Source organism: Clostridiales bacterium (genome assembly GCA_030016385.1).
Classification (GTDB): domain Bacteria; phylum Bacillota; class Clostridia; order Clostridiales; family Oxobacteraceae; genus JASEJN01.
The window spans coordinates 1-19,979 of record JASEJN010000015.1 but is presented as its reverse complement, the minus strand read 5'-3'; the positions used below and the strand labels follow the sequence as shown (position 1 = coordinate 19,979).

Annotated in this window: 17 protein-coding genes and 1 riboswitch; of the genes, 11 read left to right on the top strand and 6 right to left on the bottom strand. The window is 36.1% G+C overall.

Translation table 11 applies throughout. The annotated features are described in order from the left end of the window. Positions 1–114: 114 nt before the first annotated feature. Positions 115–216, bottom strand: a riboswitch (purine riboswitch). A gap of 615 nt (positions 217–831) precedes the next feature. Together QME45_05390 and QME45_05385 are read left to right on the top strand one after the other, a co-directional pair. Next, entirely contained in the window at positions 832–2,022 is a 1,191-nt protein-coding gene (locus QME45_05390) for an HD domain-containing protein (protein MDI6618096.1), read from the top strand. Positions 2,023–2,295: 273 nt separating this feature from the next. Further along, positions 2,296–3,636, top strand: a complete 1,341-nt coding sequence (locus QME45_05385; GenBank protein ID MDI6618095.1) for a C1 family peptidase — start codon at positions 2,296–2,298, stop codon at positions 3,634–3,636. 269 nt (positions 3,637–3,905) lie between these two features. Here QME45_05385 and QME45_05380 read toward each other — a convergent pair whose 3' ends face one another. Further along, complete coding sequence (locus tag QME45_05380) at positions 3,906–4,223, bottom strand: hypothetical protein (GenBank protein ID MDI6618094.1); 318 nt, start codon at positions 4,221–4,223, stop codon at positions 3,906–3,908. Between the two features lie 593 nt (positions 4,224–4,816). On the opposite strand from QME45_05380, the gene QME45_05375 reads away from it, so the two are divergent. Then, positions 4,817–5,521, top strand: coding sequence for a DUF434 domain-containing protein (locus QME45_05375; protein ID MDI6618093.1), 705 nt, complete (start codon positions 4,817–4,819; stop codon positions 5,519–5,521). 60 nt (positions 5,522–5,581) lie between these two features. On the opposite strand, the gene QME45_05370 is transcribed toward QME45_05375, so the two are convergent. Then, positions 5,582–6,673, bottom strand: a complete 1,092-nt coding sequence (locus QME45_05370) for a DUF362 domain-containing protein (protein MDI6618092.1) — start codon at positions 6,671–6,673, stop codon at positions 5,582–5,584. A gap of 484 nt (positions 6,674–7,157) precedes the next feature. Between QME45_05370 and QME45_05365 the strand changes: the two genes are divergently transcribed. Next, positions 7,158–7,859: a VanZ family protein gene (locus tag QME45_05365; protein ID MDI6618091.1), complete on the top strand. Its 702-nt coding sequence runs from the start codon at positions 7,158–7,160 to the stop codon at positions 7,857–7,859. Between the two features lie 223 nt (positions 7,860–8,082). Here the strand turns inward: QME45_05365 and QME45_05360 are convergent, their stop codons facing one another. Genes QME45_05360 through QME45_05350 form a run of 3 tightly spaced genes read right to left on the bottom strand, consistent with a single transcriptional unit; the run spans position 8,083 to position 9,949 of the window. Beyond that, positions 8,083–9,270 carry a hypothetical protein gene (locus tag QME45_05360; protein ID MDI6618090.1) on the bottom strand — a complete coding sequence of 396 codons (1,188 nt, stop codon included), beginning with the start codon at positions 9,268–9,270 and terminating at the stop codon, positions 8,083–8,085. A 3-nt stretch (positions 9,271–9,273) separates the two neighbouring features. Then, positions 9,274–9,762, bottom strand: coding sequence for an RNA polymerase sigma factor (locus tag QME45_05355; protein ID MDI6618089.1), 489 nt, complete (start codon positions 9,760–9,762; stop codon positions 9,274–9,276). A gap of 46 nt (positions 9,763–9,808) precedes the next feature. Continuing rightward, complete coding sequence (locus QME45_05350) at positions 9,809–9,949, bottom strand: hypothetical protein (protein ID MDI6618088.1); 141 nt, start codon at positions 9,947–9,949, stop codon at positions 9,809–9,811. A gap of 448 nt (positions 9,950–10,397) precedes the next feature. On the opposite strand from QME45_05350, the gene QME45_05345 reads away from it, so the two are divergent. From QME45_05345 to garR, 7 genes are all read left to right on the top strand, one after another. After that, a complete protein-coding gene (locus QME45_05345; GenBank protein MDI6618087.1) occupies positions 10,398–11,729 on the top strand; it encodes a sugar ABC transporter substrate-binding protein in 1,332 nt (443 codons plus the stop codon). A gap of 129 nt (positions 11,730–11,858) precedes the next feature. Further along, entirely contained in the window at positions 11,859–12,743 is an 885-nt protein-coding gene (locus QME45_05340; protein ID MDI6618086.1) for a sugar ABC transporter permease, read from the top strand. Between the two features lie 9 nt (positions 12,744–12,752). Beyond that, positions 12,753–13,595 (top strand): carbohydrate ABC transporter permease, encoded by an 843-nt coding sequence (locus QME45_05335; GenBank protein MDI6618085.1) that lies wholly within the window; start codon positions 12,753–12,755, stop codon positions 13,593–13,595. 39 nt (positions 13,596–13,634) lie between these two features. After that, the gene (locus QME45_05330) at positions 13,635–14,444 is read left to right on the top strand and encodes a sugar phosphate isomerase/epimerase family protein (GenBank protein ID MDI6618084.1); all 810 of its coding nucleotides are present in this window, start codon (positions 13,635–13,637) and stop codon (positions 14,442–14,444) included. Continuing rightward, entirely contained in the window at positions 14,441–15,406 is a 966-nt protein-coding gene (locus tag QME45_05325) for a D-2-hydroxyacid dehydrogenase (protein ID MDI6618083.1), read from the top strand. The genes QME45_05330 and QME45_05325 overlap by 4 nt, the downstream gene beginning before the upstream one ends. Before the next feature lie 174 nt (positions 15,407–15,580). Then, on the top strand, positions 15,581–17,545 hold the full coding sequence (locus tag QME45_05320) for a family 10 glycosylhydrolase (GenBank protein ID MDI6618082.1): 1,965 nt from the start codon (positions 15,581–15,583) through the stop codon (positions 17,543–17,545). Between the two features lie 229 nt (positions 17,546–17,774). Further along, complete coding sequence (gene garR, locus QME45_05315; GenBank protein ID MDI6618081.1) at positions 17,775–18,662, top strand: 2-hydroxy-3-oxopropionate reductase; 888 nt, start codon at positions 17,775–17,777, stop codon at positions 18,660–18,662. A 120-nt stretch (positions 18,663–18,782) separates the two neighbouring features. On the opposite strand, the gene QME45_05310 is transcribed toward garR, so the two are convergent. After that, entirely contained in the window at positions 18,783–19,871 is a 1,089-nt protein-coding gene (locus QME45_05310) for a sugar diacid recognition domain-containing protein (protein ID MDI6618080.1), read from the bottom strand. Positions 19,872–19,979: the final 108 nt, after the last annotated feature.

The following is a 19,979-nucleotide window of genomic DNA, read 5'->3' as shown; positions in this document are numbered from 1 at the left end:
TAAAAATATTTAAGAGCTTTAGCCCTTTTAAATTGTATTTTCGCCAATAATAAAAAAAGCAATTGATTTTTCCACCAATCGCCGCAAACTAATAAAGAGCACAAATGTACACAATACATCTGAATGCACTCCAATAGTCGAACAATTTACGGCTGTCCGGTAGAAACTCTAGATCCACATCATCTAAATTATATTGGCGAATTCATGAATAATATATTCATATTCTACTATATATGCCTCCCACTATCAAGAGAGTTTTGCAAAAAAGTCGAACTTATTTCAAAAAAACAGGAAAAAAGTTCACAAATATATGCACAGTATTTCTGTTAAGCGGGAATGAGCCGCTAAATGCGCCAATTTTGATATGCCATGAATTGTCTTTTTCATACTTTGAGATTAGCGATTGGAATAATATTCTTAAAATATAAAAAATGCACTCCGTTTGATATAGGTCTCATTTGCAGGAAAATCTGATATAAAGTAGAAATAAACATATATTATTATATTTAATTCGCAATATGAGCTTATGTTATTTTGAACACTCATTCGGCAGATTTAAGTTTTGTAAGTTCTAAGGCCAGCAGCCGCAAAGAATCCAAGAGCTTTTGAAACTCGCCTAAGCTCAGACAATCAAAAGCTCTAAGGATTCTTTGCGGCAGCAAAGCCAAGAACTTATCAAAACTTTCATAATGCTCATTCGTTGCTCAAAATAACATAATCACATTTATGCCTGATTTCATATTGCGAATTGAAGATTATTATATTGACTATTTATTTTGTAGTGATAGATTATAAATAATAAATATTATGGTAACTTGAGAAGGTGTTATCATGGATGAGAGGGAAATATACAGCGAAATAATCAAAAACAATGCCAAGAGGGAAGGGAGAACTCTTAGCAAATATGCATGCAGGAGCCTCCAAGGGATAAGGCTTTTTCCGGAAAGGGAGGAAATGCCTGATAGAGAGAACATAAGGCCTGTCTTTTTCCACGACGGCGACAGAATAATTCATTCAAGGGCGTATACGAGATATATCGATAAAACTCAGGTGTTCTTTCTTTTCGATAATGATCATATAACTCACAGAGTGCTTCATGTTCAGCTTGTGTCAAAAATAGGAAGAATGATTGGAAGATGCTTAAAATTAAATGAGGACTTGATAGAAGCGATTGCGTTAGGTCATGACATAGGGCATGTACCATATGGTCACGATGGTGAGAGTTATATCGATGAAATATGTTCCAGCAAAGGTTTTGGCTATTTCTGCCATAATGCCCAGAGCGTCAGATCCCTTATGGAACTTGAAGATCATGGCCGGGGTCTTAATTTAACATTGCAGGTACTCGACGGAGTGCTTGCCCACAATGGAGAACAGTTGCAATCAAGATATGAACCCGATACGGGCAAGGATTGGGATAGGTTTTTGGACGAGTATAGTAAATGCTGGAAAGTGAAGAATTTCAGCACGGGAATAGTTCCAATGACTCTTGAAGGGTGCGTAGTGAAGGTAAGCGATATTATTTCCTATATAGGCCGTGACATTGAAGATGCAATGACCGTCAGGATGATAAAACGTGAAGACATACCGAAGGGCATCGTAAAAGTACTCGGAAATAATAACCGGGATATAATAAATAAACTGATCCGTGACATAGTATTGAATAGCTATGACAAGCCATATCTGCGTTTTTCCAAAGATGTTTATGATGCTCTCAACGAACTATTTGATTTCAACCGTGAAAGGATTTACAACAATCCTTTTAAGACGAAAGAAAACGGCAAAATAAAGAACATGTTCAAGCTATTATTTGAAACGTATATAAAGCAGCTAAACGAAAAAGATGAGTCCTCGTTGATTTACGGTGAGCATTTAAAAGAGATGAGTGACTCATATAAAGAAAACAATAGCAATGCAAGGATTGTAGTTGATTATATCGCCGGCATGACAGACAGTTATTTCAACAGACAATTCAATGATTTGGTTTTGCCCAGGAAATTTGGAAGATATATTAAAAAATAGAAAGGAGACAGGGACGGTTAATAAAAGATAGCAAACGGCAAACAACAGTCGGGGGACGGTTAATAAAAAGATTTGGAATCAAGACTTGAGGATTGGGGACGGTTAATAAAAACTTACGAAGGGACAAATAATTTATGCTTGTCTAAAATTTTGAAAAGGACGGTTCATTTTATTTTGGATACACACAAACTAAAATGAACCGTCCTTTTGTTCAATTTAGTTGAATATTATAGTATAATTGTGATTAAAGATATATGGGAAGGAGAGGTTAACTTGAAAGAAAGTATTACAGATGAATTTTTAAATAACTCATTTAATCGTTTCAAAGATAATATTAATAACAAAGTATTAATGGATGCTATATCCAAAAATGGTATCGACGCGGCGTCCATAAATAATCAGGTGATTGCAAAAGACCAGCATGCATTTTCGATCGATATTGATGCCGGCAAGGTGACCGATCAGAAAAAATCCGGGAGATGTTGGATGTTTGCGGGTCTTAACATTATAAGGCAGGGAATAATTGAAAAATATAAAATAAAGGATTTTGAGCTTTCAGAATGTTACCTTATGTTCTGGGATAAGCTTGAAAAGGCAAACCTATTCCTTGAAAATATAATAAGCACTGTAGATGAAACTATAGACAGCAGAATTGTGACAATATTTCTGAAACTGCCAGTTCCAGATGGCGGCGACTGGGGTTTATTCTGCAATCTTGTTAAAAAATACGGTGTTATGCCTAAATATTCTATGCTTGAGACTTTTCACAGCAGCAACAGTGAAAAAATGAATGCTCTTTTGAATTCAAAACTAAGAGAAGGGGCATTAAAAATAAGGGAAATCCATGATGAAAATGGTACTTCCGAAGAAATGAGGCATGAGAAGGAAGATATTCTCAATGCGATTTTTAGCATGTTATGCCGTTTCCTTGGCGAACCTCCTAAAAGATTCGATTTTGAATACAGGGATACCGATAAGAAATTCTTCGGTTACGAAAACATTACGCCTGTGGAGTTTTTCAATAAGTTTGTTGGTATAGATGTCGATGAATATGTAAGTGTAATAAATGCACCTACCAGGGATAAAAAATTCGGCGTACTATATCAGATCCCATACTACGGAAATGTAGTAGAGGCAGGATATATGACATATTTGAATGTTGATATAGGCACAATGAAAGATCTCGCAATAAAACAGCTTAAGGATAATGAAGAAGTATGGTTTGGCTGCGATGTAACCAAAATGTCCAACAGGGAGCTCGGCGTAATGGATAGCAGCCTTTATGACTATGATCTTGCGTTGGGCACGGATATTATTATTCCGAAGGGAGAAAAGCTCGATTACAGGGACAGCAGTCCGACACATGCAATGGCGCTTACCGGCGTTAATCTTGTAAATGACAGGCCAAACCGCTGGAAGGTTGAGAATAGCTGGGGGGAGAAAAACGGCAAAGACGGTTATTTTGTAATGGATGATTCCTGGTTCGACGAATATACCTATGAAGTTATAATCAATAAAAAATATCTTTCGGATAAACTTAAGGCCGCACTTGAAAAAGAGCCCATAAAATTAAAGCCATGGGATCCTATATGCTCGTTTGCTGTTCTAAAATAAAAAAGTAAATGAGTGGACAGGGACGGTTAATAAAAAGTTGTGCAATCAGGGGACGGTTAATAAAAAGTTGTAAACTATAATATAAATAATTTTGGCTTGTCCAAAAGCTTAAGTGAAATTAACCGTCCCTTTAACTAAAAAATAACTAAAAAATATTCGTGATTTTTTAAAGAAATAAAATTACTTTTTTAAGTACTTGGAATATTTATCAACTGTTGCGGAATGTAAGAAAAATGTATACATAGGACAAATATCATAATATCTTATCACTATGGTGAGTTAATTTCTCTGTAACCGTCAAAAATATCAAATATCCATTTGTATCCGTCCTTTGCAGTTACGCCGATTTTAAATGCATCGAAATCCGTCGCTTTAATTTGACCGTGCTTGCTCGGGGTTAAGAACTGGTTTTCAGTAATTGTTTTTCCACTTTTATAGTCCACCTTACGGACAATTGTAACTCCTTGTTTCGGGTCGCTCTTCAGAGAGCCGAACTCTGCTATGAGGTATATAAACTTTCCTTTTTCGTCCGATGCCTGTATATCGCTTTTCCAGCCATTAATGAAATTTATTTTGCTGCCATTCAAGTCGTCGTTTATTTTTGTGAAAATAAAGGGAGCTTCATAAAATCCTGTTTCGGTGCAAAAGGATGTCTCGAAACCATCTTCCGAAATAATGGGAAAACTGAAACCATAGTATTCAGAATAAATGCAACCGGTTATTTTGACATATCCGTGCTTTTGCTGTATCTACAAGCGATGTAAACATTAAAGTGAACAGAGAAAGTATAATCATGGCAGCAATCATATAAGAATGAACCATTTTATTCTTCATAAAATCGCTCCCTTTTATTTTAATACATTTATTATAATGTATATACATATTAATTGGAACATATTTGTTTAATTGTAATCTAATTGTAATATGATACTATTTTTAGATTATATTAAGCATAAACTGTTGAGGTCAAATATAAATATTAACTTCAATTCACAATTTGAAATCAGGCATAGATGGGGTTATGTTATTTTGAGCGACGAATGAGTGTTCAAAATAACATAAGTTCATATTACGAATCGAAGAAATGTTAAAAAATTAGGACAAATATATTCATAAAAAGTTCTATAATATAAATAAGAAATGCAATAATATCGGGATGTAATCCATAGGAGGGTTATAATTGCCAACAAGGAGAGGCTTCGATGAAAATGATCAAAGATGGTTTTCGAATGAAGCTATTTCAAAACTCAAGACTGCTCAAAAAGAAGTTCAATGGCTGCTTGACAGAGGGTATAGGCAGGATGGCGCAATCACGTTTGTAGGCAACCATTACCTGCTTTCTTCAAGGCAGCGGCTTGCCCTTCAAAGGGCAACATCCACAAGCCTTCAATATAAAAAGAGAAGGAGCAACATGCTCCCGCTGGAAGATGCTAAAAATGGATGCCTGTATATTGACGGTTTCAATCTTATAATCACTATTGAAGTCGCGCTTTCCAAAAGCATTATAATACTCGGAAATGACGGAGTCATGCGGGACCTCGCAGGTTTGCGGGGAACCTACCGATTGATCGAGCAGACAGATATCGCATTGGAGCTCATAGGAAAAAGCTTCAGAGAGCTTTCGATTCCCGGAGCCAAATTCTATCTCGATGCCCCTGTCTCAAACTCAGGCAGGCTTTGCAGCAGGATACTCCGGCACGCAGACAAATGGGATATTCCTGTTGAAGTCAAACTTGTTCCTAATGCGGATGCCGTGCTCCGCGATATTGGCAGAGTGGTTACTTCAGATTCTGTTATCATCGATAAGTGCATCAGTTGGTTTAACCTTTCAAGAAAAATTATTGACGATTATATAAAAGATGCATGGGTTGTAAATTTCAAATAAATTTGTCTTAAACAGTAATATTTTAGTACTTACCTAAAGCCCATGCCGCCTGCATTGCATTCATATCTGTTTTTCCAAAAACTCTATTATATCCTTTGCAGAAGCCGGGCAGCCTTTTACATTTTTGGTAAATTTGCACGTGCAGTTTCCTACACCTATACCATCGATGGATTTACCTCTGAATCCCTGACCTATATATACACTGTCCTTCATTTTTTCGAACATACCCTTTTCATCCAGTCTCTGGAGGGCATGAATAAGGCTTCCGTAGCATGCCGAGCATGCATCCTTTGCTATTACTTTTTGGGACAGTCTTTTCGACTTGCCTGAGGGTTTGAATTTGGCTCCGTTTTTAAGCGATGAATTATATTCATGTATGTCTGCATGTTCAAGATCTGATGATCCTGCTCCGGCTTTTTCGGCAATGCCTATATATTCAATATCATCCTTGGAATATCCGATAAGCGAGGCACCGTATGTGTCTATGAGTACAGGGTCTTTACCTATGATCAGCCTATCCATTTGGATGGGGTTCCCTCCTTCTTCAAATGTAAGGTCTCCGCAAATTGCATCCACAATTATCAGCCCGCACTTTAACACTTTTGCAAGATTGCCGATAGGCTTGTGAATACCTAAAGAATGGAATCTTCTTTTTTCATTATCAGGTACGCAGCCCTTTAAATTCTTTATCGAGCATGTAAATAACGTCTGGCAGTGGGCCTTCAATACAGGCATATTAATAAGATAGTCGACCTCAAGGGCTTTTTTGCATACCTTTAAGTCCATGGTTCCTGAATTTCTTACCTCATATGAATCTTTCTTAAGGTCAAACAAAGGTACATTGTACTTTTTCGATATATCCTCATATCCGCATACCTTATATGCTCTGTCAGTGCTGTCCCCTACCCATGAACTTTCAAGTATTATTATGTTTTTGAATCCTTTTTCTTTAAGATACTGTATGACGCCCTCAACTATTTCAGGATGCGTCGTGGCGCCCTCACATGCCGGTTTTGCAACAACCAGGTTGGGCTTTATGCCTATGAGCATGTCAGGTTTGATTTCATCCTCGATTTTTATTTTAGAGAGCACTTCTTTCACCATTTTCAGCGGATTATTTCCGTATATCACGTGCAGTTCATTTCTATTCATTTATCTCCCTCCCACATTACTTAATATTTTATACATTTTGCAGGCATAGTTCAATCAGTGAGTTGTAGACTTAGATAGAACATGTTGTAAATAATGTAGCCATTATGAAAATTTTCATGTGAAATATATATTTTGCCATTTTTACAATATTTACTATCAAATATATTACATTATATACCATCAACTCAGATGAATCAAATGCTGTAAAACATGTTCCACAGAGAAGCTCATCAAGATTGTCTCATTATCATACTTTCTTTATTAATTGTGAAGGAAATGCAATATATATGTGGAATATAACATAAATCTGGTATGGTAAACGTATAATGTTCGGCCGTGTCTTGAATATATTATTTTTCATAGTTACCAATGTTTTTCTATTGGATCGGAGACTTCTATGATAAATAAAAATGTGGCTTTAACTTGAGACATTTATTATTTATAAAAGAACTCAAGATTATACTGCTGAAAGTGAGTGAGGATTATGGAAAAAAATCATTTGGCAAGAAAGATTATCGCGGGGATTTTTTACAGTGGAGGTATATTATTTGCTCTATTCATCGGTTTTATAATATTTAAAGGCAACTCGATTTTTAGTGCATCAGATTTGATTTTTAGTGCTATATGTGTTTGCATGCCGATAGTTATAGCAGCTTTTATACTCATACCCACTATGAGCGGAATTGATGAACGATTGAAAACGGCGAGGATATCAATATTAATTATGTTTGCTTTTTATATTATTATATTGGCAAATGCACTATTTTACAATGGCATGCGCCATTTTGCCGCTGTAGATGCAATAGGTGCTGCACGATACTTTAAGTGGAGTATAAATTTAATCCCTTTCAAAACTATAGGAAAATACATACGGGCCTTTATCAGTGATTCTATAAATAAATCAATAATCATAGAAAATCTTTTGGGCAATATATTAATATTTGCCCCCATGGGGGTTTTGCTTCCCTGTATATTTCAGAGCTTGCATAAATTCAAGAAATTTTTAATTACCATGTTAACCATTTTGATTAGTGTTGAAATAGTACAACTGTTTACCCGTTCTGGAATCTGCGATATAGATGATGTGATTTTAAATCTGCTTGGTGCAGTGTTGTTTTATGGTTTATGGAGTACGCGTTCAGTACAAAAGGTACTAATGAAAATATATGTTCTCAAAAATGCATGAGGCATGAGGGACGGTTAATAATTTTTTCAAGTATTCGCTAAATTCAAAACAATTGTTAACCGTCCCCCTATGTCCAAAACAATTGTTAACCGTCCCCCTATGTCTGGCAAACGGCAACAGGGAGTTATCGCCGCTCCCTGTTGCCGTTTGCCTGCTATCCTTATGAAAAATTTATATTATGTGAATCGAGAAGCATCTTTTGCTTAGTATCAGTATATTTACTTTACAGTTTCAAATAACCTATATTTGAATCTTCATCATTTTGGGTGCCGTCGCTGATCTCTCCTGAGGAGATGCGAAGTTTACTCTGCACCAATCCGTACATTTCGCTGCTGCAAATTATTTCTCCGAGATTGTCTATATGTTCCACCTTCTGGAGAAATAAATCAGGGGTTATATCCTTATCTATCGTAAGACTGCCCTGTACTATATAAGTTATATCCTCCTTGGCATACTTGAGTTCGGACTGGGTCAGGCGGTGTTCACCGTCAATTACACAGGCCTTTCCGCTGTAGTCCGCGATAATTGTGGTAACGTCTTTGCACAGGTCAAACACTGCCTCTGTAAGATCCCTACTGCATACGATTATATCCTTTGCCTTTATACTATCGATGCGCCCTTTAAGCATTTCACCTGTAATGTCTCTGTCAAACTCCAGCATGCCCGATATATAAAGCCGTGCATTTTTAAATCTCTTTATGGATATGGAGTTCAAGTGGAGATCTTCTCCTATATAGGTGTATCCTAAAGGTATGGTTTCGACATGGCAGCCATCCCTGATATGCATTTTTTTGTTGAACATGTTAAGATATTCCTCTTTAATTGATACGGCGCCTACGATGTCGATATTGCTTACCTTTTTTTCAAATAAAGCAGTATCGATGTCATCTATAAAATTCACCTTTCCGATTAAAGCCAGTGAAGATGAATCATTAATTGACTGAAGGAATGAATCATTAATGCTTATTTTACCTATGTTTACAGAATAACTGCTGTCATACGTCAATACCTTTCCGTTAATATTTTTACATTTTGACTGAAGTATCCCCGCAAGTTTTTCGGGGCATATTAACTGGCCATTAACATCTAAAAAGCCGATACCCTTTTCGATATTATCCGCTGTAACATCAGGCTTTATAATAATCTGTCCGCTTATATACATTGCAATAGGTTCCTTGATATTTTCAAAATAATTTTTATTCAGCTCGATTTGACCTTGTATAATTTTGCAGTTTTCAGGAATCTCATCAGACATGCCAAGATTTGTTATGGGAATCTTGGTGGCCAGGGTCGCAGTACTGCTGCTATATACAAGAGCTCCCACGTTTTCAATACTTTCAATCTGGTTGATATTTTCTTCCGTTGTAGAAGTCAAATCCAGAACGCCTATATTGCTTATTTTTTTACCCATATATTATACCTCCTTGTCCTTTTTGGACATATATTTATTTTTTAGTTGTTTGATGGCCATGCTTATGCGATACCGTACAGTGGAATCAGGTATGGACAGGCAGCTGGCAATTTCCCTGCTGGTCATTCCCATCCAGTATTTTTTATAAACAATTTCTCTATCCCTGGCCGATAGTGCCGAAAGCGCTTCGCCGCTTATAATCCTGAGTTCGACTTCGGATTCTATAGAGTAATTATTTGTATCATCCCCGGGATCCGAAAGGATCTCAAACTTTTGTTTCCTTTTTTTATCTATGAGGCAATTCTTAAGTACTCTGTAGAGCCAGGATTTGACCTGACATGCTGTGAGAGTGGAGAGAAGAGCACAATTTGCCATGGCACGCAGGAATGTTTCCTGCACCAGATCTTCCGACTCTTCCCTATTCCCGGTCAATGACTTTGCAAATCTTAAAAGCGCATTCTCATATTTGTTATAAAGTTCATCAATCTCCAAACAGCATCACCCCGGTTATCGTATTGCCATCAAATACTATAACGATTTAATCATATAAATTGTTTGGTTTTTTTGAAGAAATTATTTCATTATAAAGTTTTTCTGCTTCCCTTTCGTTGCCTATTAATGTACCTACAAGCTTTGAAAGCATTTCCCTGTATCTATCGTTTAAATTCTCGATAAGCATCGAAGTTACCTCCCTGCCGTTTTAATATTGTTTTCTATATATAAAAGACGAAAAGGTTATGCAGATCGTTGGGGAAAAGCTCACGATAGGAATAATGTTTTCGGAATGTGCACAAAGTACAAATATTTATTTTTTTTTAGTATATTTCAAACATATTCAAAAGTCTCATATCTATCTATAATAAAAATATAAGTTAAGTCTTTGCTAAAAAGAAATTGGATTTATCGGTTTCCGTGTAATATGATATTAAAGATAGATTTTAACTCTAAATTGCTGCAGATCAAGAGAATCATTTAAGTATTATGATTATTATAAGAAAATTGTAGGAGTAAAAATCTAATGAATAATTGTTACTCTTTAATATGAGCTTAAATTTTATATTTGCAACTTTACCAAATAAAAATCTATCATAATTAAATTAATTTAAAAAAGAGAGGAGATTTGAATCATGTCTAAGTTGAAAAGACAAGTTGTTTGTGTTTTAGCAATATTGTTTTTAATATCTTCATTTACTGGATGCAGCAATGAAACAAAACAAGAGGGAACAAATAAAAATACTGCAAATAATGAGCCGATAAAAATTTCAATGACCTGGTGGGGTGATACAAAAAGAAATGAAGTCTACAACAAGGTAATTGATGAATTTCAAGCCAAGAATCCAAACATTAAAGTGGACAGACCTTTTGGCACATGGGGGCAATACTTTGACAAATTGTCTACGCAAATAGCAGGCGGAAATGCTCCAGATGTAATCGGGATGCATCAGCGATATGCGGCCGAGTATGCAGCAAGAGGCGCATTATATGATTTAAAGCTATTGGCAGATAAGGGATATCTTGACTTAAAGAATATTCCAGATTCCGTGCAAAAAAGTGGATATGTAAATGGGAAGTTTTATATGATTCCCCAAGGAATTACTGGTACAGGAGTTGGTTATAACACATCAACTTTTGATAAATTGGGAATAAGTTATCCTAAAATGGACTGGACATGGGATGAATTTGTTACAAAATTAAAAGAAGTGAAAACAGCAGCAGATTCAAAGGGAATCAAAATGTGGGCAAGTGCCGACTTTTCCAATGATATTTATAACTTCAGTATTTGGGCAAGAGCTAATGGACAACATTTATTTACAGATGATGGGAAATTAGGGTTTACTGAAGATGCGGTAGTTAGTTGGTTTAAATTTTGGAAGGATTTGAGGGATCAGAAGTTAATCCCGGACGGAGCAACAACTACTGAATATGCCAATCTTCCATTGGAGCAGAGCATGTTTGCTACCAACAAAGTAGCAATTGCCGGTGTGCCGGCCAGTCAGATAGGCTTATATCAGAATCAGGTCAAAGATAAAGGAGAAATAAATATTGTAAGATTCCCTCATATTCAGGGTCAACCAAATCCTGAATACATAAGTGGCGCATTCTTTACTATAAATGCAAAGTCTAAACATCCGGAAGCTGCGGCTAAACTTGTTAACTTCTTTATTAATGATACAGAAGGACAGAAAACATTTAAAATTGAACAAGGTGTTCCTGCAGCTACAACCGCTGTGCAATCTATCTCAAGTTTATTGTCAAAACCCGAATTGAAATCTGTTGATTTTATACAAAATCAATTGATTAAAAATGCCAGCTATGAACCATATCCGCCGGAGGGATACAATGAGATAAGCACCAACTTTAATAAAATTGCAACTGCAGTATCTTTTAATCAGGAAACTCCTGAAAAGGGCGCAGCAGATTTTATGAAGGCGGCAACAGATATTCTTTCAAAGAATTAATGTGTTTGATGATATAAAATGAGATGATTACTCAATAAGGTCGTCAATTCTTACAGATTTTATTGAGTAATCTTTTTCTGTAAAAAACTCAGCATTATAATCTGCAAGTTTAAAGGAGGTTATTTATGTATGGTCAAATGGTTCAAAAAGAACTGGGTAGGATATTTTTTCCTTTCGCCATGGCTAATTGGCCTTTTAGTGTTTACAATCATTCCGATTTTTGTATCATTGTATCTATCATTTACAGATTATAATATCCTGACTCCTCCGAAATTTATAGGGTTGGGAAATTATAAAGCCATGTTTAATGATAGAGCATTTAAAACAAGCTTGATTGTAACTTTTAAGTTTGTATTTATCGGAGTGCCACTCAAATTGGCATTCGCACTATTTATAGCAGTATTATTGAACAGGAAAATCGGAGGTTTGAAAATATACAGAGCTGTTTATTATATTCCATCCTTATTGGGTTCCAGCGTTGCAGTTTCCATATTATGGAGGCAGATATTCAATAAAGAGGGCTTGTTCAACATTGTGTTAAGCAAGTTTGGAATTCAAGGTATTAACTGGATTGCTACTCCGAGCACTGCATTATATACAATTATTTTACTCAACGTATGGGAATTTGGTTCATCGATGCTGATATTTTTATCAGCATTGAAGCAAGTACCAATGGAGTTGTATGAATCCGCTATGATAGACGGGGCGAGCAGGAGACAGCGGTTTTTTAAAATTACTATTCCCATGATTACGCCGATGATATTTTTCAATATGATCATGCAGTTTATTAATGCATTCCAGTCGTTTAACTCTGCATATATAATAAGTGGAGGAAATGGTGGCCCCATGGACAGTACGCTGTTATTTTCCTTGTATTTGTATCAAAAGGGTTTTTCATTCTTTAAAATGGGTTATGCTTCAGCTATGGCATGGTTCTTGCTTGGTATTATTGCAATAATGACTTTGATTCAATTCAAATTATCCAATAAGTGGGTATATAATCAGGATGAGTAGGAGGGCTATATGTTGAGGAAACTATTCAAAGGCACATTTTTAACACATGTATTTATAATTTTAGTTGGATTTGTTATGATCTATCCCTTGCTTTGGATGCTCAGCAGCTCATTTAAACCGAGCGAGGAAATCTTTTCCACGAAAAATTTCTTCCCAAAGATATTTACACTAGAAAACTATATAATTGGTTGGAAAGGATTTTCAGGTTACTCTTTCAGCCGTTTTTATCTGAACTCTTTTTTCGTAGTTTTCATGTGTGTAATTGGAACAATATTAAGCTCGACTATGGCGGCATATGCCTTCTCAAAATTGGAGTTTTCGCTAAAGAAGCCTTTGTTTGCATTAATGATGTTGACAGTTATGCTGCCGGCCCATGTTACCTTGATACCAAGATATATTATATTCAATAAGTTGCACTGGATAAATACATATTTACCATTAATTGTACCTAAGTTCTTTGGTGTGGAGGCATTTTTTATTTTCCTTCTAGTTCAGTATATGCGTACTCTGCCTAAAGAGCTAAGTGAAGCAGCTAAAATTGATGGCTGTAGTGAGATAATGATATTTATAAAACTAATACTGCCATTATCAGTTCCTGCGATTATGACGACGGGTATTTTAACATTTCTTTGGACTTGGAATGATTTTTTCAGTCAGCTTTTATACCTGAGCGATGTTCCCAAATTTACAATTGCAATTGCACTCAGGATGTTTATTGATACCTCTGGTGGAAGTTCATGGGGTTCTATGTTTGCAATGTCTGTTGTTTCATTGGTTCCGCTGTTTCTTATTTTTATCTTTTTCCAAAGATACCTTATTGAAGGTATTACAGCCGGATCAATCAAAGGATAAATACATCGCAAATTTCATTAGAGTTAAGGAGGCAATGTTATGGAAAAGAAAGAAATTATATTTGGCGTTTTTACTAAGCCATGGACAACTCAATCTTTGGACGAGCTCGGTAATATGCTAAGTAAAATGGGTTTTAATGGAGTTGAATTTTGTTTAAGAAAAGGATATCAAATTGAGCCGGAAAGTGCCAAAGAAGGCTTAAAGAAATTGGTATCAGTTATGAAAAAGTACGGAATTGCTGTTACAAGCATTGGAAGCAGTACAGACGAGAATATATTTGAAGCCTGCGCAGAAGCCGGTGTTCCTATTATTAGGACTTTGGCTCCGATTGATTTAAAAAAAGGCTATAATGCAGCTGTTGAAGAAGTAAAAAGAAGGATTGATAAAGTTGTTCCCTTATGTGAAAAATATAATGTAAAACTTGGGATACAGCATCATTATGGTCCCATGATTTCAAATTCAATGGAACTTTATCAGCTATTAAAGGACTATGACCCAAAGTACATAGGTGCAATATGGGATTCTGCCCAAAGTGTTCTTGCGGGGGAAGAAGTAGAACAAGGGCTGGATATTATATGGCCTTACCTGTGTCTGGTAAATCTTAAAAATGTTTTCTATCTGCGTACCAACGGACCGGAAAGTGAGGCAAAATGGCATCGCTATTTTACTACTGGTAAACAAGGTTTGGCATCATGGCCAAGAATTGCCGGCTATTTAAAGAAAAGGCAATATAAAGGTGCTGTTATTCTTACTCATGAATATTCTAATCAGGCAGAAGTAAACAAATTATTAGCAGAAGATGTTAGATATGCAAAATCATTGTTTGATGAAAGGAGTACTGTAAAATGAAAATATATTCAACATTCAAGCTCAATGATGATAATATTAAAAAAATCGGGCGATTAGGGGGTAAAATTATATTATTTGGCACAGAGAAAGATTTAATTAATTGTGAGGATCTTGCAAGCGTTGACGCCATTATTGCAAATCATAGGACGCTTCAGGTTGATTTCCTTGAGAAATGTAGTAGTTTAAAATGGATACATTGTCCCCACATAGGTATTGAAAGATTACCTCTATCTTACCTCCAAAAGAGAAAAATTATTGTTACTAATGGACGTGGAACTGCCGGTGTACCGATATCGGAACATATAATCTTTTTGATGCTTGCAATTGCCAGAAAAGGCAGCAGTATTATAAGAAATCAGCTCAATCATGTATGGAAGAGTAACAAGGGCGTATTTAATTTATACGGCAAGACAGTTGGATTTTTAGGGACAGGTGATGTGGCAACGGAAACCGCAAAAAGATTACGAGCTTTTGGTATGAGAATACTCGGGTTGAATACAACCGGAAAAGCATCAGAGTATTACGACAAGGTTTATATAACAAAGGATATAAATGAATTATTAAAGCAAAGTGACTTTATAGTCTGTACGCTCCCCCCGACAAAAAAGACTGTAAATTTAATAGATGAGGAACAGTTCAAATGTATGAAACCTACAGCTTATATTATTAATATATCAAGGGCAGTTATCTTTAATGAGCCTGTTTTATATGATTATTTAAAAAATAAAAAAATTGCAGGCGGTGCCCTAGATATATTTATGGATGAATTTAAGCTTGGATATCTGCCACCGGAAAGTCCGTTCTGGGATTTGGACAATCTGATTATTACTCCTCATGCTGCGGGAGGCGGCGACCTTTGGAATGAATTTTCTACTAATATCGTAATGCACAATTTGGAGTGCTTTTGCAAAAACAAAATTGGGGACATGTTAAATATCAGAGATTATACAAAGGGTTATTAAAAACAAAGTCGAGGCTGCATATAGGACGAGCCGGTAGCATTTTCGAAAAAGGGCAATAGGCTTATGGCAACTCTCTCGAAGCTTTCCATTTGGAATATGGTTTTGATTGAAACGACATGCTGATATTAATATGTAATATTTGAAATAAAAGATTATTCAAAGGAGATAATGCTGATGAAATGGTGGGAAAAGAATAATCTGCGGATGATTCAGAATAACATCCGGGATATTGATGCCATGATGGATATCGACAAGCATATCGAATGGCTGAAAAGTTTTGATGCAAATGTTCTTGAAATTGGCTGCGGTGGTATTACTGCATTTCATCCCACTGAATTGGAATGTCAGTATCCGAGTCCATATATGAAAGGAGACTTTTTTAAGGAGGTTGTCGAAAAATGCCATGCCAATAATATAAGAGTGATTGCACGTTTTGATTTCAGCAAAACTCATGAAAGCTTTTATGAAAAACACAGCGACTGGTATTCCAGAAAGAAGGACGGAAGTCCTATCCGATACCATGATACAGTGGCTACCTGTGTCAATGGTGAATATCAGAGGGAACTATCGTTGAAGATCATTGAAGAAGTACTCCGCAAGTATCAGGTGGATGGCATTTTCTTTAATATGTTTGGATATGTCACCCATGATTACAGTGGAAATTACATTGGCATTTGTCAATGTAAAAACTGCAAGAAGCGTTTTTATGAAATGTATGGGGAAGTACTTCCAACTAAAGAAGACATGGAAGATCCGGCATTTTTAAAATATCTGGAGTTTAAAAAGATTACTGTCAATGAAATGCTTGATAAAATTAGAAATGTAACGAAGGCCATATCAACTGATATTGCCATCAGTACATATGCAACCCACGGCGTTGATATTGTCAGAAACGAATCAAATTCGGCTCTTGACAGGCCATTGCCCTTTTGGGTTTATAGCAGTTCTGATAATGTGGGGCAGATTGAAGGAGGTTATGATGACAAGATATCTTCCAACTGTGCCATTAATGCGGTGGATTTACCTTATCGTTTTATGGGCGTTTCCAAATATCTGAACCAGGTTCGCCTGTATGAAAATATAGCTGCCGGCTCGGGGTTGGATTGGTGTATTATTGGTGATGATGAGGATTATCCTGATTATGAAAATTTTGAAACGGTCCGTAAAGTGTTCAGATTCCATAAAAAATATGAAGAGTACTATGGGCATTTTGATCAGAGAACCAAGATTATGCTTGTTTACAGTAATGATGGGAAATCCCTGAATGCGGAGTACCGTGGATTATTCCGGATGTTTAAGGAAGAACACATTCTCTTTACCATCATGGATTCAAATGCATTGGAAGCACATATTGAAGAATTTAATAAATATGATTTTGTTTTTCTTCCTGATGTGCCTGATATTTCGTATGCCGTAGGAGAAGCTCTTAAAAATACTACGGCTTGTGTAATTGCTTCAGGCGGTTCTATTGTGAAAAACAGAGTTTTGATTAAGGAGTTATTCGGCGTTGAACTCAGCGATGCAATAAAGGATGTGAGAGGAACCTATTTTCGTACTGAACCAAAAGCAGATTTCCCGGACTTTCAAAATAAACAGTGGGTATTTCTTGACGGGTTCTATTATAAGATGACATTGGGCGGCGATGTCACAGGGATGCTTCCAAAAGTAGAAAAAGCGGCGTTTGGACCGCCTGAACGCTGTTTTGGGCATAAGAATACCGATGAGATGATGGCTTCTTTCGGGCATGGCGGGAATATCTATATCCCGTGGGGAATAGGTACATTATATTATAAATATGGTTATGGTGAATTTAGAAGGCTTATGCTTGATATTATGTCAAAAGCAAAACCAATTCCAAGGGCTTTTAATACAAATGCTCCGGAAATGGTCGAAATGTTTTTTGCAAAATGTGATGCTTCTACCTATATGCTGCAGTTGATAAACTTGACTTCATTTAATGGGATGACGTTTTTCAAGCCATTTAAATTGAACAATATAGATGTCACATTTAATGAAATCGCACCAAAAAGTATTGAAGAGCTGACTGAATCAGGTAAGAAACCAGTTAGTTATGATGGCAAAATGATTATTTCCATGGATGAGGCTGAGATTTACAAAGCTTTTATTATCAGCATATGAGTTTAAGGAAATAAAAAGTAAATTTAAGCGATCGATCCGTGCACCATGATCGCTTTTTTATATTGTTCAGCAAAATTTGCTTTACGTTTTACAGGCAATACACCCGGAATATGCACAAGGTACAAATATTCATTCTTTTTTGGTATATTGAAGACATATTCAAGGGTCTCGTATCTATCTATAATAAAATTATAAGATTATTCTATTGAAGAGTTGCATAAGGGAGGAAATAGCAATGAAAATTGGTTTTATTGGTTTGGGTATAATGGGAAAGCCTATGGCAAAAAATCTTATCAAGGCTAATAATGAACTTATAGTTTGTGATAGGAATAAAAAAAATGAGACCGAATTAATTGAGATGGGGGCTAAATCAGGAGAAAATGGGGCACAGATTGCAAAGCAATGTCAAATCATTATAACAATGCTGCCGAATTCTCCAAATGTAAAAGAAGTTGTTTGCGGTGATGGTGGTATTTTAGAGGAAGCGCGGAAAGGAACCATTATTATTGATATGAGTTCTATAGCGCCTCTTGCCGCACAGGAAATTGAGAAGGCATGTAAAAAAAAGGGAATTGTTTATATTGATGCACCGGTTAGCGGAGGGGAGCCAAGAGCTATTGATGGTACTTTATCTATTATGGTCGGAGGTGACAGAGAAACATTTGAGAAGGTATATGATTTGCTAATGGTAATGGGAGCAAGTGCGGTTTATTGTGGCAGTGCAGGTGCCGGAAATACTACGAAACTTGCCAATCAGATAATTGTGGCATTAAATATAGCAGCGGTTTCGGAAGCTTTCATGCTGGCAGTCAAGGCCGGTGTAGATCCAAAAGTGGTATTTGATGCAATCAAGGGTGGTCTTGCAGGAAGCAGCGTGATGAATGCAAAGGTCCCAATGATTCTGAAAAGGAATTTTAAACCTGGCTTTCGTATTGATCTGCATATTAAGGATTTGAATAATGCAATATCAACCGGACATGGCGTAGGGGCGCCGCTACCTCTTACAGCTGCCGTAATGGAGATGCTTCAGACACTTCATGCCGATGGCTTAGGTATGGAAGATCATAGTGCGATTGCAAAGTTTTATGAAAAGATTGCAGGAACAACAATTAGATAGTGTTCTATATTAATGCTTATGAAAAACTAGAAGAGTGCTACAAATTCGTCAGGATATCATGCAGGAATAATCGTAAAACTTTTACATGATATCCTGATTTCCATATTAAACATATATTCCTTATACCTTGTTTGAGGTGGATTGCTTGAAATAGTACGCTAATTCGTTTAAAAATTCTCTGTCTGAGAAATTCGACATTGGGTCGACATTCAAAACTTCTTTAATTTTATTTAACCTGTACAACAGGGTATTCCTGTGAATATATAAAGCCTTCGCACTATTTACTATATTGTAATTGTATCTGTTAAGAATTCCTATGGATTCGGCTATTTGCTTTTGCTCCTCTTCATTAAATAGTTCGCGATAAGAGCTATAGATTTCATCGTAAGTTTTTATCGTGACCAGGTTTCTGACGTAGTCCAGAATATAATCGTTGAAAAAAAACAATCCATTTTTTTCTTTTATAAACAAACTGAGCTCCTGAGCATGCATATATGAAAAACGGTATCTATAGATATACTTTTGTATACTCCCTACAAAAATCCCGATTTTGGCGCTGTCATAACCTCGGGGAATCATTTTATAAAAGTTAGATATATAATCCTTAATTGCATACTTGTATTCTCTGATGTCATTGGGAAAATTTTTAGTAAGGCTCTTAATCAGAATGATATCATTATTCTGCGCAACAGTAATAATGTCCTGGCTTGAATAACCTTCTGCAGATGTCAAGGCTTGAATAATTTTTTTCTGCTCATAATTCCTGTCATAGGAAATTATGATGCAGATTCTTGAAAATTTTATATCGAAACCTATGCTGTCTGCCAGTTCTTTGGCTACTGTATAATTGGCATTTTGATCAAATAGAAGGTAATATAATAACTGATCTGTCTTGCTTTTCTTAATTCTTTCTTCTTTCATTTGCATTTCATATTCCAGCATGGCTTCTAAAGATCTTTTTACCAACGTGGCAAAAGAACCGACCGTATCCGGATTGCCGCTTACGCAAATTACACCGACGGGTTTGTTTTTATAAGAGATGATCATATTGATTCCGGGCTTTGTACCGATATACTTTTTGTTATCCCTTACAACACCTGTCTTTAATGTCCCGTTTAAAATACCATAGTGTTTGTTGCAAAATAAAATAGGACAAAGTTGCAGAAGAAATTCCCCACTTTTGCAACAATAAATTCCCCAGTATTGCAAAGGTCATTGCAGGCACCGAATTAAAATACTACCCTTGTAGGTGAGATGAAAACCACAAGGGAGGAATTGGAGGATGCTCACAATGACTCAAAAAGATGATATCAGAAA